Source organism: Mycobacterium sp. 4858 (assembly GCF_900240975.1).
GTDB lineage: Bacteria > Actinomycetota > Actinomycetes > Mycobacteriales > Mycobacteriaceae > Mycobacterium.
The window spans coordinates 1181617-1197439 of sequence record NZ_LT968775.1; the positions used below are offsets into that span (position 1 = coordinate 1181617).

A 15823-nucleotide genomic window follows, 5' to 3' on the forward strand; every position below is an offset into this window, starting at 1 on the left:
CGGTAGGCCGCCTCGAATTCGTCCTGCCGTGCGCCGACCACCTGGTGGGTCTCGTGAAGGAACAGCATCGACACTCCTTGGTTTCAGCCCTGATTGGCGATCAGCGTGGCGAGCTGGCGGCGGCTGACCTTGCCGGTCGAGCTATAGGGGATGTCGTCGACGAGCGCCAGCCGCTCGGGCAGCTTGAAGTAGGCGAGCGACTCGCGGCAGTGCGATCGCAGATCTTCCAGAGTCACTGGGGCGCAAGCCACCACCGCAGCTCCCACCCGCTGGCCGAGCTCGTCGTCGGCGATTCCGGCGACCGCGACGTCACGTACCGCCGGGTGGGAACGCAGCGCTTCCTCGACTTCGGTCGGCCCGAACTTCTCGCCCCCGCGATTGATGGTGTCGCTGAGCCGTCCGCACGGGAAGAGGTAGCCGTCGGCGTCCTGGCGGGCCAGGTCACCGGTGCGCAGCCAGCCGTCGGTGACGTTCTGGGTGGTGTTCACCCACAACTCGCCCACCGTCCCGGGCTTCACGTCCTCTCCCGTTTCGGGGTCCACCAGGCGCACGTCGACCCCGGGCAGCGGCCGGCCGACGGATCCCGCCCGTGCGGGATCGCGGTGATCGGCGGGCATCAGCGTGGTGTAGGCGCCGAGGGTCTCGGTCTGCCCGAACACGTTGGCAAAAGCCACATGGGGCAGGGCGGCCATCGCCCGGCGCACCAAAGCGACGGGTGCGGCGGCGGCGCCGTAGGCGATGGCGACCAACGACGACAGGTCGGCGTCGGCGAAGTGCGGATGGTCGAGGATGCGTCGCAGCATCGTCGGAACGAGGAATGTGGTGGTCACCCGATGTTGGGACACCAGGCGCAGCCACTCGCCGGCGTCAAAGCGCGGCTGTACCACCGAGGTGTTGCCCGAGTAGAGGCTGCCGAGCGTGCCCAGCGCGCCCCCGACGTGAAAGAACGGAACGCACATCATCCCCACCGAGGGTTTGGCGTCGGCCCGAAACGGCGCCGCCATCCCCTTGATCCGCCGTGTCAGCTGCCGGCCGGTGATGCCGACGGCCTTCGGCAGTCCCGTAGTCCCGCTGGTGAACAGGATCAGGGCATCGCGGTCGGCGATCTCATCAGGCGCCGCGGCATCGGTGCCCTCCAGCAGCAGCTCGGCACCCAATACCGTTGGCGCACCGGCCTCTCGGAGCCGGCCGATGTACGGCTGCCCCGCGACGGCCACTTCGGCGCAGCCCGCATTCGTCAAAAGCCCACGGAGTTCAGGCGGGGTCAGCGCCGGGTTCATCAGCGCGGCCGCGGCGCCGATGCGGGCCGCCCCCAGCACGGCCGCGATCGAGAGCACGCTTCCGCCATCGACGACCGCAATGCGCTGGCCGGCCACCACGCCGCGGTCGGCCAGGCCGGCGGCGCACCGGCGCACGGTGTCCGCCAGCTCGCCGTAACCGATCGAGCGCCCGTCGATGATGAGCGCGACGCGAGCGGGATCGTTCGTCGCGGCGGCTTCGAGGATCGTTCCGATATTCATGGGGTCCAGGCTCAGTGCAGGGGTGACCACGCGGAGGTGCGCAGCAGCCGACTGGTCCACTGGTCCCGCAGTTCGAGGGCGTCGTGCATCCAGGTCCCCGGGGCGCGAAATTGGTGGGGGATCCGGGTGCGGAGCAGCGCGAGCAGTTGCTCGGGCTGCTCAATGCGTTGCATCAGGATGACCTCGCGGTGCAGGTGACTGCCCAGGGCGGGCTGAAAAGCCGCCTGGATCAACAGCATTGATGACGGCCGCTCCAGGCTCTGGGCGTACACGTCGCCGCTGCGCTCGATGTATTCGTCGAAACTGTCCGGGAAGGGCCACATGGTGTCTTCCATGTAGAGGCTCAATTCGTGCTCCCGCCCGTCGACCGGCACCTCCTCCAGCCGCATCTCTTGCAACGGCGACCACGGCAGTGGCGCGAGCAGCTTGGCGTCGACGTCGTAGCGCAGTTCGTCCAGCTCGCGCATCCACGCCTGCAGATCGCCCCTTTGCACCCGCAGCGCCAGGCGCTCCCACGCCGCGCCGTCCCGGACCGCGGTGACGGTCACGACGGTGTAGGACGGGCCGCTGCCCTGGGCGTGGTCGGCGTACCAGAGCAGCCGCGCATCGTCACCGGCGGCGAGCATGGGCATCCAGCCCTGCCGGAACGCGGCCTCGAAGTCGTCCTCGCAGCGCCCGCGTACCTTGTGCACCTCGTGCATGAACAGCACGTCGAGACGGTAACTCCGAACGTATTGTCGGGTCTACGGGTGCGCATCGCGCCCTGGACAGCCGAGTTGCGAACTGGTTTGCTCGACTCAGTAACTACCTCACCGCAGGAGTCGCCGATGGCCCGCCTCAACGTGCCGGACGGCCCGGGCGGCGAAGCCGCCATGCTCTGGACGCTGCGGCCGCAACTCGGTGACATGGTGGAGCGGATGATCCGCGGCGCATACCAACAGAGCGTGCTGCCGGCCGACGAGCGCGAGCTGGCCAGGATGCGCATCGCGCAGATCAACGACTGCGTCGCCTGCGCCGGTTTCCGGGCCCAATCGGTGCTGGACGCCGGTGTCGCGCCGGAGCTCTACGACAACGTCGCCGCGTACGCCAGCTACCCCGGCTATACGCCGCGGCAGCGACTCGCCATCGAGTACGCCGAGCGGTTCGCGACGGACCATGCGTCGCTGGACGATGCCTTCTTCGGGCGGCTGCGAGAGTCGTTCTCCGACCCTGAGATCCTCGATCTCACCCTCTGTGTCGCGGTCTTCCTGGGCCTGGGGCGCTCGTTGACCGTGCTGGGCGTCGATCAGTCCTGCGCAATCGATCTCTAGTGAGGAACACGGGATGGACCTGGCCACCGTCGACGAACTGCTGACGACGACGCGGTCGGTGCGCAGGCGTCTCGACTTGGACCGGCCGGTGGGCCGCGAGGTGATCCTCGAGTGCATCCGGCTGGCGATGCAGGCGCCGACCGCGAGCAACGCGCAGGACTGGCGGTGGCTGGTGATCACCGATGCCGACAAGCGTGCCGCCATCGCCGAGATCTACCGCAGCGTCGGCGCCGACTATCTGGCGCACGCGGCCAAGGAGACCTCCGACCCGCAGACCCGGCGGGTGTACGCGGGCGCCCTGGCGCTGACCGAGACGCTGGGCAAGGTCCCCGTGCATGTCATCCCGTGCCTGGACAGTCGCATCGACAACTCGAACCTGTTGACCGCCGCGTCGGCATGGGCGTCGATCATCCCGGCCGGCTGGAGCTTCCTGCTCGCCCTGCGATCCCGCGGGCTGGGATCGGTGTGGACGACGATGCATCTGGCCAAGGAGCAGGAGGTGGCGGAGTTGCTCGGCATCCCGGACACCGTCACGCAGGCCGCGCTGTTCCCGGTGGCCTACACCATCGGCACCGACTTCCGGCCGGCCGCGCGGCCGCCCGCCGAGACCGTCACATTCTGGGATAGCTGGGGAGACGGCTGATGAAGTCCTACACCGTGCGGTTCCACGTCGACGCGCCACCGGCGAAGGTGTGGCGGGTGCTGCATCCGCCCCCCCCGCCCCACGCGCCGCGGCCGCGGGTCCTCGAATGGCCCGGCGGCAGCATGGAGATCCTCAACGAGGGCAACGAGGCCGGCGAGGGCCTGGTCCGCACCTGCGTCTACGAGGTGCCCAAGTACCTGCTGTCGGGCGGCCGGGCACGGTCGTGGGAGACCGTCACGGAAGCCGAGAAGAACAAGCTGTCGCGCTACGTCGCCGTCGGCGCGCCGCTGTGGTCCCGCGCCGAGGGCTATCACCGGCTCGAGGAACAGCCGGACGGGACCACCGTGCTGACCTTCCACGAGACTTATCGCGCCTACAACCCGGTGCTCCGCTTCCTTCTCGAACGCCCGGTGCACGCGAAGATCTCTCGCGACAACCTCAAGACGTATGAGCATGCGCTCGGCTACGCCGGTCGGGTGCGCCGGCTCGCGTAAGGTCCGCCGCCGGCTGCGACCAGGGGTTATGCGTCCCGACGCGGCGGCCGGCGGTTGGCGCCTCACGTGATTTAGGCTGCTCGTCCCGGTACGCTGGCGTGCTATGGGGTTTGAGGCTGGTGTTCCTACCGCGGCGCGGTTGGCCGTCGCGGGACTTGTGATCGCGGGTTGGACGGCGTCGGCGGGCTTCGCGGGGGCCGACCCGGACCAGACGCCTGCACCGTCGCCGTCGCCTGCGGCGTCGCAGGGCCCCCCGCCGGGACCCCCGCCGTCGTCCGCCTCACCGGCGCCGTCACCGGGCGCTTCACCGGCGGCCTCGCCGGCACCCGGACCCAAGACGAGCATCGACAAGGACGGTATCTACAACGTCGGGACCGACATCGTCCCCGGGATCTACAGCTCGGGTGGACCCGTCAACAACGGCACCTGTTACTGGAAGCGGACGGGCAACCCCGACGGCAACATCATCGACAACAGCATGAGCAAGAAGCCGCAGGTGGTGCAGATCGACCCGACGGACAAGGCATTCAAGACCTCGGGTTGCCAGCCGTGGCAGCTGACGCCGGACGCCACCCCGCCGCCCACCACGCCCCCCGCCGGTGTGCAGGGCACCCTCGGCCTGCTCAACGGGTTGCTCGGCGGCCAGGCCGGGCAGCAGCCGTCGCCGCCGCCCCCGCACAACTGACAAGTCCCGACGCGACCCGGCCGCACCTCCCGCGGTAGGGCTACTTTCGCTACGGTGGCGCCGTGGCCAGTGCGCAACAGATCGTCGTCGTCGGTGCCGGTGTCAGCGGGCTGACATCGGCGGTGTGCCTGGCCGAGGCCGGTTGGCCGGTGCGGGTCTGGACCGCCGCCCTGCCACAGCACACCACATCGAAGGTGGCGGGCGCGGTATGGCTGCCACCGCGGCCCGCCGAACGGGCCAGCGACACACTGGACTGGACCGAACACTCCCTGGGGGTCTTTCGCGAACTCGCCACCGATGCGGGCTCGGGCGTCCAACTGGCGCCCGCGCTGGCCGCCGGCGAGCTGACCGCGACCGAGGCGATGGCGTCCGCCGCGGGATTGATCCCCCACCTGCGCCCGGCCGACCCAACGGACCTGCCGGACGGCGTCGGCAATGGCTTCCGGGCCACGCTGCCGATGATCGACATGTCGCACTATCTCGACTACCTGACGCGCCGGCTGGCCGCGGCCGGCGGTGAAATCGAGGAGCATCCGGTGCGGTCACTGGCCGAGGTCGCCGACGCCGCGCCGATCGTGGTTAACTGCACCGGTCTCGCCGCCGGACGCCTGGCCGGAGACGACACCGTTCGCCCCCTGTTCGGCCAGCACGTCGTGCTCACCAATCCCGGTCTGCGGCAACTGTTTTTGGAGATCAACGGCGGCCCGGAATGGACCTGCTATTTCCCCCATCCCCAGCGCGTCGTGTGCGGCGGGATCAGCATCCCCGACCGCTGGGACACCACCGCGGACCCCGACGTGACCGAGCGAATCCTGCACCGCTGCCGCCGGATTGAGCCGCGCCTCGCCGAAGCGGAGGTGGTGGAGACCATCACCGGGCTGCGTCCCGACCGCCCCTCGGTGCGGGTGGCGGTCGAGCCGCTGGGGCGGGCGCTATGCATCCACAACTACGGCCACGGCGGCAACGGCGTGACCCTGTCGTGGGGTTGCGCACGCGACGTGGTCCGGCTGGCCGGTCAGTCGGAGGCACGATGAGCATCGACTACGCGCTGGACGCCCACATCGTGACCATCACCATCAACCGTCCCGAAACCCGCAACTCGCTCGACATGCAGCACTTCCGCGACCTGGCCCACGCCTGGGCGGCATTCCGCGACGACACCAGCGCCTGGGTGGCCGTGATCACCGGTGTGGGGCAAGACTTTTGCACCGGCGCCGACCTCAAGAAGTTCATCCCGGAGCTCACCGGCGACCTGCCGCAACCGGAAGGATGGAACAAGGACGACGCCATCCACGCCGTCCTGCACCGCTTCCCCGTCTACAAACCGGTCATCGCCGCGGTCAACGGCACCTGCGTCGCCGGCGGCTTCGAGATGCTGAGCTCCACCGACATTCGGGTCGCCGTGCCGGCCGCGCGATTCGCGGTGATGGAGCCCAAGCGCGGCCTGTTCGCCGGGGGTGGGAGCACCGTGCGACTGCCGCGTCAGATGCCCTACCCGCTGGCGATGGAGCTATTGCTGACCGCCGACATGGTGGACGCGGACCGGGCGCTGGCGATGGGGCTGATCAACCGCGTGGTCCCGCCGGAGCGGCTGATGGACACCGCGTACGACTACGCCGAGCGCATCGCGGCGAACGCCCCGCTCGCGGTGTTCGCGACGAAGCAGTCCGCCGTCGAGGGTTTGGCGCTCGATCTCGAGTCGGCGTACGACAACGAAACCCGGCACAGCGACCGCATTTTCGAGACCGAGGACGCCAAGGAGGGGCCGCGCGCCTTCGCCGAGAAGCGACCGCCGCGCTGGCAGGGCCGCTAGCGGCGGCTGACGTCGCGAATGATCAGCGACAGCAGCCAGCTCACGATCGACAAGACGACCGCGGCCCAGATCGCCGTCCACCAGAAACGGTCGATCTGCAAACCCCAATGCGTGGTGTGCTCGGTGATCCACGCGGTGATCCACAACATCAGCGCGTTGACGACGACGTGGAACAGGCCGAGGGTCAGGACGTACAGCGGGATCGACAAGAGCTGGACGATCGGCTTGATGAACGCGTTGACCAGACCGAAGATGACGGCGACGACGAAGATGATGCCGACCCGCTGAAGCTTGGTGTCACCGCCGACGAACGTGATCCCGTGGACGAACTTCGTGACCAGCCACAGCGCGAAACCGGTCAGTGCGGCGCGAAGCAGAAAAGGGCCCATGGTCCAAGATCCTGCCACCGGCCGTCGGCGAAGGGCAGCCCATTCGTGTCGACATTCGTCGCTAGGCGTCGCCGCGCCGGCCTTCCGCTGCCAGGTACTTCACCATCTGGCACAGGTTGACAACAGCCGCGCTCAACTTCTGGATGGTCGCGTCCCGATCTGCCACACACGCCTGCCAATCGGGAAACTCCTGCGGGGCTTTCTGGTTGTCCGCGTTGACATGGATCTTCTGCTCGATTTGGTCGCACAGGTCCGCGAGGGTCAGCTGTCCCGGCGCGCTGAAATCGGAGAACCACTTGTCGGTCATGTCAGATCATCGCCTCCAAAAAACCCCGGTGCTAGGAGGCTATCGGGTCGCCGCCCAGCAGGATCGTGCGGGCTGAAACCCCGGGCGGTGAGCCGCGAGAGCCTAGTTCAGGTTGTAGAAGCGCTGCGCGTTGAGTCCGCCGATCTTTTCGCGGGCCTCCTCGCTGATATCGGCGCGGGTGCGCAAATGCTTGGTGCTCTCCGGCCATTCGCCGTCCCAGTGCGGGTAGTCGCTGGCGAACATGATGAAGTCGGCGCCGAGCACGTCGATCACCCCGGGCAGGATCGGCTCCTCCGGCTCGCACGTCACCCAGATGTTGCCGGCGGCCAGGTACTCGTGCGGATCGCGGCGCCAGCCGTCCTCGACCCAGTCGCCGCGCTTCTCGTAGTGCTCGTGCAGGCGATCCATGAAGAACGGGACCCAACCCGCGCCAGCCTCGAGGAAGGCGACCCGCAACCGCGGGTGGCGCTCGAAGACGCCGCCGGATACCAGCGCGGTCATTGCGGTCATCTGGTCGAACGGGAAACTGATGCAGTGCACCTGTATGTAGTTGGTGAAGCGGTCCACGCCGATCTTCGGGAGGTGGATGCCCGGCGCGCCGTGAATCCCCACCGGCATCTCCAGGTCGACCGCGGCGGCGTAGAAGGGATCGAGGTCGGGGTGGTCGAGGTTGCGGTTCTTGAGCGCCGGCGGAACCAAAGTCGCCACCAGCCCAAGATCTTTCGCTTCGGTCATCACGTCGATGGCCGCTTGGCCGTGCTCGATCGGGGTCACCGCGACGCCGCGTAGCCGCCCGCCCGACGGGGCGCAGTAGTCCGCGATCCACTCGTTGTAGAGCCGGGCGAATCCCGCCGCGAACTCCGGATCCTCCAGCGTGGGCGCGCACAGGCCCAGACTCGGATACAACACCATGGTGTCGATGTGGTCGCGATCGGCGTCGCCGAGCACGCCTTCGGTCGAGCGGCAGTTGATGTCCGGCGCCTTGCTGATCCCGTGCTGGGGCGGACACCCGGCACCCGGGCCCTGATCCTCCGGGTAGCTGCGCCCCTCGAACATCAACCTGCTGCCGTCGGCCGCGGGCTTGACGTATTGCGGCCAGCGTTTGATCGCTTCGGTCGCCAGTGAGGGGTTCTCGGCAACATGTCCGTCGGCGTCGATGATCCGCATGTATTCGCAACTTACTCTCGCGGATTGCATGTCGAAACGGCTCGCTTTAGGGTGCCCGGTACGCCACGATGCTGACGTGACCACTCAAAGCCCTCGGCAGAAGTTGACCGCGGATCAGCGGAACTCCTTCATCGCGGCCCTATTGGGCTGGACGATGGACGCCTTCGACTACTTCATCGTCGTGCTCGTCTACGCCGACATCGCGAAGACGTTTCACCACAGCAAGGCGGAGGTCGCGTTCGTCACCACCGCCACCCTGATCATGCGTCCCGTCGGCGCGCTGCTGTTCGGGCTGTGGGCCGACCGAGTCGGTCGGCGGCTGCCGTTGATGGTGGACGTGATGTTCTACTCGGTGGTGGGCTTCCTGTGCGCGTTCGCCCCCAACTTCACCGTGCTGGTGATCCTGCGGCTGCTCTACGGCATCGGCATGGGCGGCGAGTGGGGGTTGGGCGCCGCGCTGGCCATGGAGAAGGTTCCCGTCGAGCGGCGCGGCTTTTTCTCCGGCCTGTTGCAGGAGGGCTATGCGTTCGGCTATCTGCTGGCGAGCGTCGCATCGCTGGTCGTGATGAATTGGCTCGGCCTGTCGTGGCGGTGGTTGTTCGCGCTGAGCATCATTCCGGCGCTGGTCAGCCTGATCATCCGGTACCGGGTGGAGGAATCCGAGGTCTGGGAGGCCGCGCAGGACCAGATGAAGCTCACCAGCACCAAGATCCGCGACGTGCTGCGCGACGCCAAGATCATCCGCCGGTTCTTCTACCTCGTGCTGCTGATGACCGCCTTCAACTGGATGAGTCACGGCACCCAGGACGTCTACCCGACATTTTTGACGGCCACCGCCAACCACGGCGCCGGCCTGTCCAGCGCGACGGTCAAGTGGATCGTGATCGTCTACAACGTCGGCGCCATCATCGGCGGGCTGTTCTTCGGCACGCTGTCGCAGCGGTTCAGCCGCCGCCACACCATCATCTTCTGCGCGCTGTTGGCGCTACCGATCGTGCCGTTGTTCGCCTACTCACGCACCGCGGCCATGTTGTGTCTCGGCTCGTTCTTGATGCAGTTGTTCGTGCAGGGCGCCTGGGGTGTCATCCCGGCCCACCTGACCGAGATGTCGCCGGACGCCATCCGCGGGCTCTACCCCGGCGTGACCTACCAACTGGGCAACCTACTGGCGGCGTTCAACCTGCCGATTCAGGAGCGCCTGGCCGAGTCGCACGGCTATCCCTTCGCGCTGGCGGCGACGATCGTTCCGGTGCTGATCGCCGTCGCGTTGCTGACGCTGATCGGCAAGGACGCCACGGGAATTCGTTTCGGCACCGCGCAAACCGCCTTCCTGGCAACCGATCCGAGGTGAGTTAGTCACGCCGAGATGGCCGCCACGGCTGTGATCGGGGCGCCGCCCACGACCATGGCGGCAACCTCGACGACATCCCTACTCGGGGCTGGTGAGGGCGCGGCGCAGCAGGTGCATCGCCACCGTCGTCGAGCGTTCCCGGACGTCGGAGCGGTTCCCGGGCAGCCGCAACGTGCGGGTGTCCGTGAAGCCGTCCGCCAGCGTCACCGTGAAACACACTGTGCCGACGGGCTTTTCCGGAGTTCCCCCACCCGGGCCGGCGACACCGGTGATCGCGACGGCGGTGTCGGCGCCGAACCGGCGTAGCGCGCCGGCCGCCATCGCCTCGGCCACCGGCTCGGACACCGCGCCATGCGCCTCGATCAGCGCCGGGTCGACGCCGAGCAGCTCGACCTTCGCGTCGTTGGCGTAGGCCACCACCCCGCCCGCCACGTAGTCCGACGAGCCGGGCCGGTCGGTCAGCCGCGCGGCCAGCAGCCCGGCGGTGCAGGATTCGGCCGTCGCGATCCGGCGGCCGGCCAGCGCCCGGGCGACCAGATCGTCCACCGTGGAACCGTCTTCGGAGAAGAGCTGCTGTGCGTGCCGGTCGCGCACGAGCTGCATCAGCTTTGCGTAGCCGGGCGCGGCGTCCGGCTCGTAGCGGGTGACCATCTCGATTTCGCCCCGTCGGAGGCAGGTCGTGATTTCGAGTGATTCGAAGCCGGGAACCGACGCCTCGGCGTCGCGCAGCGTTTCGGCCAAACCTGACTCGGGCAGCCCGAACATGCGCACGATGTCCTGGCGGTAGAGCGTCCGGCCGGCGATCGCCTGCTGCGCCGCGGGCGTCTCGATGGCCCGGCGCCACATCGGCTGCAGCTCGCGCGGTGGCCCCGGCAGCACGATGACGGTCGGCTTGCCGGGGACGACGACGCCGGGTGCGGTGCCGACCGGGTCGAGCACCTGTGCCCCGGCCGGAATCATCGCCTGCTTGCGATTGGCGGCGCGCACCGCTTCGAAGTCGACGCCCTCGAAGCGCCCCATCAGCTTCCTGAGGATGTCGGCGATCTTGTTCTCGGTCTCGTCGTCCAACACCAGCTCGCGACCGCAGAACCGCGCCACCACCTCCACCGTCATGTCGTCGGCCGTGGGCCCCAGGCCGCCGCTGGTGACGATCAGGTCCATGCCCTGCTCCGCCAGGAAGCGCAGTTGAGCCTCGATGTCGGCCGGGCGGTCGCCGCAGATGGTGATGTGCGCCAGCTCGACGCCCAGCTCCAGCAGTCGGTCGGCGATCCACGGGCCGTTCGCGTCTTGGACCCGCCCGGTGAGGACTTCCGTTCCGGTGACGACGATGCCTGCGCGTGCGCTCACCGCCACGAGCCTACTGGCAGGGCGGGAGCGCCGAGCCGAGCCACGGCGACGGGCTAGCCGCCCTCCAGGTAACGCTCGACGGAGGCGACCTTCTGCGTCATCGCGTCGCTGACCCCGGCCCGCCAGTCCGCCTTGATCACCGTGCTGACCCGGGGCGCGCGGGCGGCCACCGCCTCGACCGCGCGCTGCACGACGGCCATCACTTCTTCCCAGGTTTCGCCCTCGATGACGGTGAACATCGAATCGGTCTCGTTGGGCAGGCCGGAATCACGAACGACCCGAACCGCTTCGGCGACGATCTCGCCCACCCCCTCACCGACACCCATCGGTGTGACGGAAAAGGCGACGAGCACGGACACCCGACGAGCCTACCGAACCTTTCCCGGGCCGGACTGGCAGCATCGAGCCTCATGCGGGTCTTGGTGCAGCGGGTTACGTCGGCGACGGTGTCGGTCGAAGGCGAAGTGGTGGGCGCCATCCGGCCGTCCGGTCAGGGCCTGCTGGCCTTCGTCGGCGTGACCCACACCGACGATTCGGACAAGGCGCGGCGGCTCGCTGAAAAGGTTTGGTATTTAAGGATTCTCGACCAGGAACGGTCGGCGGCGGACGTGAACGCTCCGATTCTGGTCGTCAGTCAGTTCACCCTGTACGCCGACACCGCCAAGGGCCGACGACCGTCGTGGAACGCGGCCGCCCCGGGTGCGGTCGCGCAGCCGCTGGTCGAGGCGTTCGCCGAGGCGTTGCGGCGGTTGGGCGCCGAGGTCCAGACCGGGGTGTTCGGCGCGAACATGCAGGTCGAGTTGGTCAACGACGGACCGGTCACAGTTGTTCTGGAGCTCTGACACAGGAACTCCGGGTACGTTGACGACGCCGGCTCTTCGGTGGCCGGATTTTTGACAGGAGGCCCGACCATGAGCGCGACGCCCGAATTCGGCTCGCTGCGTTCCGACGACGACCACTGGGACATCGTCAGCAGCGTGGGTTACACCGCGTTGCTGGTGGCCGGCTGGCGGGCGCTGCATGCGCTGAGCCCGCAACCGCTGGTCCGCGACGACTACGCCAAGGCCTTCATCGAGGCCTCGGGCGACCCGTATCTGGCGGGCCTGATCGCCAACCCGGGAACGTCCGAAGACGAGATGGCCTTCCCCCGCCTCTACGGGGTGCAGACCCGGCTCTTCGACGACTTCTTCATCGCGGCCGGCGATGCGGGAATCCGTCAGGCGGTGATCGTTGCCGCCGGCCTGGACTCCCGTGCATACCGACTCGAATGGGTGCAGGGCACAAAGGTTTTCGAGATCGACCTGCCGAAGGTGCTGGAATTCAAGGCGCACGTGCTCGCCCAGCACGGCGCCAAACCCAAGGCCCCCCGGGTCGAGGTCGCCGCCGACCTGCGCACCGACTGGTCGAGGGCGCTGGAGGCCGCCGGCTTCGACGTGGAACGCCCCAGCGCCTGGTCGGTGGAGGGAGTGCTGCCCTACCTCACCGACGAGGCCCAGAACACGCTCCTCACCCGGATCAGCGGGCTCAGTGCACCCGGCAGCCGAATCGCCATCGGGGCGCTGGGGTCCCGCCTGGATCACGACCAACTCAAGGCCCTGGAGGCGTCCCATCCCGGCGTCAACCTGTCCGGCGATGTCGACTTCTCCGCCCTGACATACGAGCCGCGGACCGACCCCGCCGAACGACTGGCCGCGCACGGATGGGCGGTTGAACCCGTCCGCAACACGCTCGAACTGCAGGCCGGTTATGGCATGACCCCGCCGGACGTCGACGTCAAGATCGACGGTTTCATGCGGTCCCAATACATCACGGCGACCCGGTAGCTAGGGCGTCAGCAGGATCTTCACGTCGTTGCCCGAGCGGGATGCCGCGGTGGCGTAGCCCTTGGACGCTTCCTCCAATGGCAGCGTGGTGGTGAAGATGCCGTCGACGTCGAGGCGCCCGGACTGCAGCAGCGGGATCAATTCCGGCCAGGTCCGCTGCACCGGCGCCGTCGTCATCCGCAGCGTGATGCTGCGGATCAGGCATCCCAGCGCGTTCAGTGGGAACGGGTTCATGTCGTGCACGCCGACAACCGAGACGGTGCCGCCGGGCCGCACCGCGTTGAGCGCGTCGGTCAGGGACGCGTCGGTGGCGACGGCGTCGATCACGGCGTCAGCGCCGCGGCCCCCGGTGGCTTCGAGGATGGCCTCGACCGCGGGTGCCCGCAGGGGTGTCGCTCCCCACCGGACGGCGCGGTCCAACCGTCCCTGCACCTGATCGACGGCGAAAACCGTTGCGGCGCCCTGGAATAACGCACTCCGTAGGGAGCACAGGCCGACAGCGCCCAGGCCGATGACGGCCACGGTGCCCCCGAGCGGAATGTCGGCACGCTGGGCCGCCGCCCAGCCGGTGGCGAGGTTGTCGGTGAGCAGTAACGCCTGTTCGGTGCTGATGGCTTCCGGCATTTTGAGCAGCTGAAAGTCGGCCGCCGGCACGGCCAGCAGGTCGGCCTGCGCGCCGCCCAGCACCCCGCCGCCGAAGATCTGGAAGCCGTTGTGGCACATGACCGGATCGCGGGTGGCGCAGCCCGCGCAGGCACCGCACCCGGTCACCGACGAGACCATCACCGGGTCGCCCACCTTGATCGTGCGCACGTCGCCGCCGACTTCCACGACGGTGCCGATGGCTTCATGGCCGAGCGCGATCGGGGCCGGCATCGGGAAGTCCGCCTCGTAGAAGTGCAAATCGGATCCGCAGATGCCGGCGGCGGTGACCTCGACGATCGCCCCGCCGGGGCCGGGAAGGGCTGGATCGGGCCGGGTGTCGACCCGAATGCTGTGCGGCCCGTCGACGACTACCGTACGCATGATGAGGCGCTCACTTCCTTTGTCGCATGACGAACTGTGACCAGTCGGGCTCGCGCACCGCGGCCCAGTACTCGTTGAGGCGCCAGGGGCTGACGGTGTGGATCTCGCCGTCGGCGTTCTTGAAGTAGGAGTGTTTGACCGCGGGGTGCGCCCACACCATCTTTTTGATCTGGGTCTGGGTGCGCTCGTGCCAATCGGTGGCGGCCTCTGGCTTCGGTTCCAGCGAGTGCACGTCCGGGTCGGCCAGCCGCGCCAGGCACTGGTCGATATAGCGCATCTGCAGTTCGGACTGGAAGATCAGGCTGCCTCCGTGCGCCAGGTGAGTCCCCGGTCCGTAGATGATGAACAGGTTGGGGAACTTCGGAACGGTGATGCCGAGGTAGGCGTACGGCCGGCTCCCCCATGACTCGCGCAGGTCGACGCCGTCGCGGCCGGTGATCTTCAGCGGCCAGAGCACGTCGGTGTGCCGGAAACCCGTGGCGTACACGATGATGTCGGCCTCATGCGTCACACCGTCTTCGGTGACGATGCCGTGGGGAGTGATCCGCCGAATCGGTGTGCGCACCAACTCGACGTTGTCCCGCTGCAGCGTTTGCAGCCAGCTGCCGTTGTCCTGCAGCGTCCGTTTGCCACAAGCCGGATAGTCGGGCATCACCTTGCTCAGCAGCTCGTCCCCTTCCCCGATCTGGCTGGTGATCCACTGGGAGAACATCATCTGGGCGGCGGCGTTGATGTCGCTGACGGCATGCTCCTGGTCGGCAAAGTCAGGGTCGCTCTCGGCGGCGTCCAGGCCCTTGTCGGAGCCGGGCCAGAGCACCAGGAAGCGGTACCACCGGCCATAGAACGGCAGGTGGCGCATCGCCCAGCGCATGCCCTCGCCGACCTCATCGTGGTACATCGGGTTGGGGAACATCCACTGTGCCGTCCGCTGGAACACGGTGAGGTGCTCGACTTCTGGGGCGATGGCGGGTGCGATCTGGAATCCGCTGGCGCCGGCACCGACGAGTGCCACCCGCTTGCCGCTGAGATCGACGGAGTGGTCCCAGGCGGCGGAATGGAACGCCGGGCCGGCGAACGTCTCGGCCCCGTCGAAGTCGGGGATGCTGGGCCGGTTCAGCTGACCGACCGCGGTGATCAGGGCCCTGGCTCGCACCGTCCTGGTCTGGCCCTCGGCGCCGCGCAACCGAACGCTCCAGGTGCCGTCCTCGTCGATCCACTCGGCGGCCAGCACTTCGGTATTCCACAGCACGTGCTCGGCCAGATCGTGCTTGGTCACCACCCGGGTGAAATAGTCCTGCAGCTCGTGCTGCTCGGCGAAGAAATGCGTCCAGTCGTTGTTGGGTTCGAAGCTGTAGCAATAGAAATGGTTTGCCACGTCGACGCGGGCGCCCGGATAGCTGTTCTCCCACCACGTTCCGCCCGGCCCGGCGTTCTTCTCCACGATGGTGAAGGGAATGTTGGCCTGCTTGAGCCGGATTCCGGCCAGAATGCCCGACTCGCCACAGCCGACGACCAAGACCGGGGTGTCGGCCGCGCTTTCGGCCGGCAGCGCCGGCGGGCGGCGCGGGTCGACGCCGTCGAGGTCCATCTCTTCCAGCACCAGCGGCAGGTAGTCGTCGGTCACGTGCTCGCAGGCCGCCCAGTCCATCATCTCCCGGATGAGGTCGAGGCCGAGTGGCTTCGGTTCGGGACAACCGCGGTCCCGATAGTCGGCGATCACCGGTAGGGCCGCGGCGCGGGCACGGGCCTTGTCCTCCTCGGACATGAAGCCCTGGATCTCGTTGAGGAAGACGCCCATCTGCTTGAACTCGCGGATGAACCGGGGGTCGCCGGTGATGTGCACGAGTGAAAGCAGCAGCGTCGGAATGCTGACGTCCGCCAGGGCGGCTTCGATGTCCGCCGTGGACGTGTTGAAGGGAACGCCGGCATAGGCGCTGCGCATCGAGCG

The 15823-nt window shown here is 68.1% G+C and carries 18 protein-coding genes; 9 read left to right on the top strand and 9 right to left on the bottom strand.

The features are described 5' to 3' along the window. Positions 1-83: 83 nt before the first annotated feature. Both C1737_RS05520 and C1737_RS05525 read right to left on the bottom strand, forming a co-directional pair. Positions 84-1520 carry a class I adenylate-forming enzyme family protein gene (locus C1737_RS05520; RefSeq protein ID WP_102417799.1) on the bottom strand — a complete coding sequence of 479 codons (1437 nt, stop codon included), beginning with the start codon at positions 1518-1520 and terminating at the stop codon, positions 84-86. Between the two features lie 11 nt (positions 1521-1531). Beyond that, entirely contained in the window at positions 1532-2221 is a 690-nt protein-coding gene (locus C1737_RS05525) for a hypothetical protein (protein WP_233214706.1), read from the bottom strand. A 126-nt stretch (positions 2222-2347) separates the two neighbouring features. On the opposite strand from C1737_RS05525, the gene C1737_RS05530 reads away from it, so the two are divergent. From C1737_RS05530 to C1737_RS05555, 6 genes are all read left to right on the top strand, one after another. Continuing rightward, the gene (locus C1737_RS05530) at positions 2348-2830 is read left to right on the top strand and encodes a carboxymuconolactone decarboxylase family protein (protein ID WP_102417451.1); all 483 of its coding nucleotides are present in this window, start codon (positions 2348-2350) and stop codon (positions 2828-2830) included. A gap of 13 nt (positions 2831-2843) precedes the next feature. Beyond that, positions 2844-3473, top strand: coding sequence for a nitroreductase family protein (locus C1737_RS05535; RefSeq protein ID WP_102417452.1), 630 nt, complete (start codon positions 2844-2846; stop codon positions 3471-3473). After that, a complete protein-coding gene (locus tag C1737_RS05540) occupies positions 3473-3967 on the top strand; it encodes an SRPBCC family protein (protein WP_102417453.1) in 495 nt (164 codons plus the stop codon). Before C1737_RS05535 ends, C1737_RS05540 begins: the two co-directional genes overlap by 1 nt. A 103-nt stretch (positions 3968-4070) precedes the next feature. Further along, a complete protein-coding gene (locus C1737_RS26835; RefSeq protein ID WP_199182785.1) occupies positions 4071-4652 on the top strand; it encodes a hypothetical protein in 582 nt (193 codons plus the stop codon). Positions 4653-4714: 62 nt separating this feature from the next. Next, on the top strand, positions 4715-5686 hold the full coding sequence (locus tag C1737_RS05550) for an FAD-dependent oxidoreductase (protein WP_102417454.1): 972 nt from the start codon (positions 4715-4717) through the stop codon (positions 5684-5686). Beyond that, positions 5683-6465 (top strand): enoyl-CoA hydratase/isomerase family protein, encoded by a 783-nt coding sequence (locus C1737_RS05555; protein WP_067924053.1) that lies wholly within the window; start codon positions 5683-5685, stop codon positions 6463-6465. The genes C1737_RS05550 and C1737_RS05555 overlap by 4 nt, the downstream gene beginning before the upstream one ends. On the opposite strand, the gene C1737_RS05560 is transcribed toward C1737_RS05555, so the two are convergent. The 3 genes from C1737_RS05560 to C1737_RS05570 all read right to left on the bottom strand — a co-directional run bounded on the left by C1737_RS05560 (position 6462) and on the right by C1737_RS05570 (position 8328). Then, a complete protein-coding gene (locus tag C1737_RS05560) occupies positions 6462-6854 on the bottom strand; it encodes a phage holin family protein (RefSeq protein WP_067924056.1) in 393 nt (130 codons plus the stop codon). The genes C1737_RS05555 and C1737_RS05560 overlap by 4 nt on opposite strands. 61 nt (positions 6855-6915) lie before the next feature. Further along, positions 6916-7161 (bottom strand): hypothetical protein, encoded by a 246-nt coding sequence (locus C1737_RS05565; RefSeq protein WP_102417455.1) that lies wholly within the window; start codon positions 7159-7161, stop codon positions 6916-6918. A gap of 102 nt (positions 7162-7263) precedes the next feature. Next, a complete protein-coding gene (locus tag C1737_RS05570; protein ID WP_102417456.1) occupies positions 7264-8328 on the bottom strand; it encodes an amidohydrolase family protein in 1065 nt (354 codons plus the stop codon). Between C1737_RS05570 and C1737_RS05575 the strand changes: the two genes are divergently transcribed. Next, positions 8327-9679, top strand: coding sequence for a sialate:H+ symport family MFS transporter (locus C1737_RS05575; RefSeq protein ID WP_369807503.1), 1353 nt, complete (start codon positions 8327-8329; stop codon positions 9677-9679). The genes C1737_RS05570 and C1737_RS05575 overlap by 2 nt on opposite strands. Positions 9680-9757: 78 nt before the next feature. Here C1737_RS05575 and C1737_RS05580 read toward each other — a convergent pair whose 3' ends face one another. Continuing rightward, positions 9758-11032 carry a competence/damage-inducible protein A gene (locus C1737_RS05580; RefSeq protein WP_102417457.1) on the bottom strand — a complete coding sequence of 425 codons (1275 nt, stop codon included), beginning with the start codon at positions 11030-11032 and terminating at the stop codon, positions 9758-9760. 47 nt (positions 11033-11079) lie between these two features. Continuing rightward, positions 11080-11385, bottom strand: a complete 306-nt coding sequence (locus tag C1737_RS05585; protein ID WP_067924078.1) for an MTH1187 family thiamine-binding protein — start codon at positions 11383-11385, stop codon at positions 11080-11082. A gap of 51 nt (positions 11386-11436) precedes the next feature. Here C1737_RS05585 and dtd point away from each other — a divergent pair, with 51 nt between their 5' ends. Both dtd and C1737_RS05595 read left to right on the top strand, forming a co-directional pair. Further along, on the top strand, positions 11437-11868 hold the full coding sequence (dtd, locus tag C1737_RS05590; RefSeq protein ID WP_068098208.1) for a D-aminoacyl-tRNA deacylase: 432 nt from the start codon (positions 11437-11439) through the stop codon (positions 11866-11868). 69 nt (positions 11869-11937) lie between these two features. Continuing rightward, complete coding sequence (locus C1737_RS05595; protein ID WP_102417458.1) at positions 11938-12849, top strand: class I SAM-dependent methyltransferase; 912 nt, start codon at positions 11938-11940, stop codon at positions 12847-12849. Here C1737_RS05595 and C1737_RS05600 read toward each other — a convergent pair whose 3' ends face one another. Both C1737_RS05600 and C1737_RS05605 read right to left on the bottom strand, forming a co-directional pair. Then, positions 12850-13875, bottom strand: coding sequence for an alcohol dehydrogenase catalytic domain-containing protein (locus C1737_RS05600; RefSeq protein WP_102417459.1), 1026 nt, complete (start codon positions 13873-13875; stop codon positions 12850-12852). A 10-nt stretch (positions 13876-13885) separates the two neighbouring features. After that, entirely contained in the window at positions 13886-15817 is a 1932-nt protein-coding gene (locus C1737_RS05605; protein WP_102417460.1) for an NAD(P)/FAD-dependent oxidoreductase, read from the bottom strand. Positions 15818-15823: the final 6 nt, after the last annotated feature.

Excerpts from the sequence above, each read along its gene's own strand:
- C1737_RS05520 (WP_102417799.1), bottom strand. The coding sequence starts at position 1,520 with ATGAATATCGGAACGATCCTCGAAGCCGCCGCGACGAACGATCCCGCT.
- C1737_RS05525 (WP_233214706.1), bottom strand. The coding sequence starts at position 2,221 with ATGCACGAGGTGCACAAGGTACGCGGGCGCTGCGAGGACGACTTCGAG.
- C1737_RS05530 (WP_102417451.1), top strand. The coding sequence starts at position 2,348 with ATGGCCCGCCTCAACGTGCCGGACGGCCCGGGCGGCGAAGCCGCCATG.
- C1737_RS05535 (WP_102417452.1), top strand. The coding sequence starts at position 2,844 with ATGGACCTGGCCACCGTCGACGAACTGCTGACGACGACGCGGTCGGTG.
- C1737_RS05540 (WP_102417453.1), top strand. The coding sequence starts at position 3,473 with ATGAAGTCCTACACCGTGCGGTTCCACGTCGACGCGCCACCGGCGAAG.
- C1737_RS26835 (WP_199182785.1), top strand. The coding sequence starts at position 4,071 with ATGGGGTTTGAGGCTGGTGTTCCTACCGCGGCGCGGTTGGCCGTCGCG.
- C1737_RS05555 (WP_067924053.1), top strand. The coding sequence starts at position 5,683 with ATGAGCATCGACTACGCGCTGGACGCCCACATCGTGACCATCACCATC.
- C1737_RS05560 (WP_067924056.1), bottom strand. The coding sequence starts at position 6,854 with ATGGGCCCTTTTCTGCTTCGCGCCGCACTGACCGGTTTCGCGCTGTGG.
- C1737_RS05565 (WP_102417455.1), bottom strand. The coding sequence starts at position 7,161 with ATGACCGACAAGTGGTTCTCCGATTTCAGCGCGCCGGGACAGCTGACC.
- C1737_RS05575 (WP_369807503.1), top strand. The coding sequence starts at position 8,327 with ATGTATTCGCAACTTACTCTCGCGGATTGCATGTCGAAACGGCTCGCT.
- C1737_RS05570 (WP_102417456.1), bottom strand. The coding sequence starts at position 8,328 with ATGCGGATCATCGACGCCGACGGACATGTTGCCGAGAACCCCTCACTG.
- dtd (WP_068098208.1), top strand. The coding sequence starts at position 11,437 with ATGCGGGTCTTGGTGCAGCGGGTTACGTCGGCGACGGTGTCGGTCGAA.
- C1737_RS05595 (WP_102417458.1), top strand. The coding sequence starts at position 11,938 with ATGAGCGCGACGCCCGAATTCGGCTCGCTGCGTTCCGACGACGACCAC.
- C1737_RS05600 (WP_102417459.1), bottom strand. The coding sequence starts at position 13,875 with ATGCGTACGGTAGTCGTCGACGGGCCGCACAGCATTCGGGTCGACACC.
- C1737_RS05605 (WP_102417460.1), bottom strand. The coding sequence starts at position 15,817 with ATGCGCAGCGCCTATGCCGGCGTTCCCTTCAACACGTCCACGGCGGAC.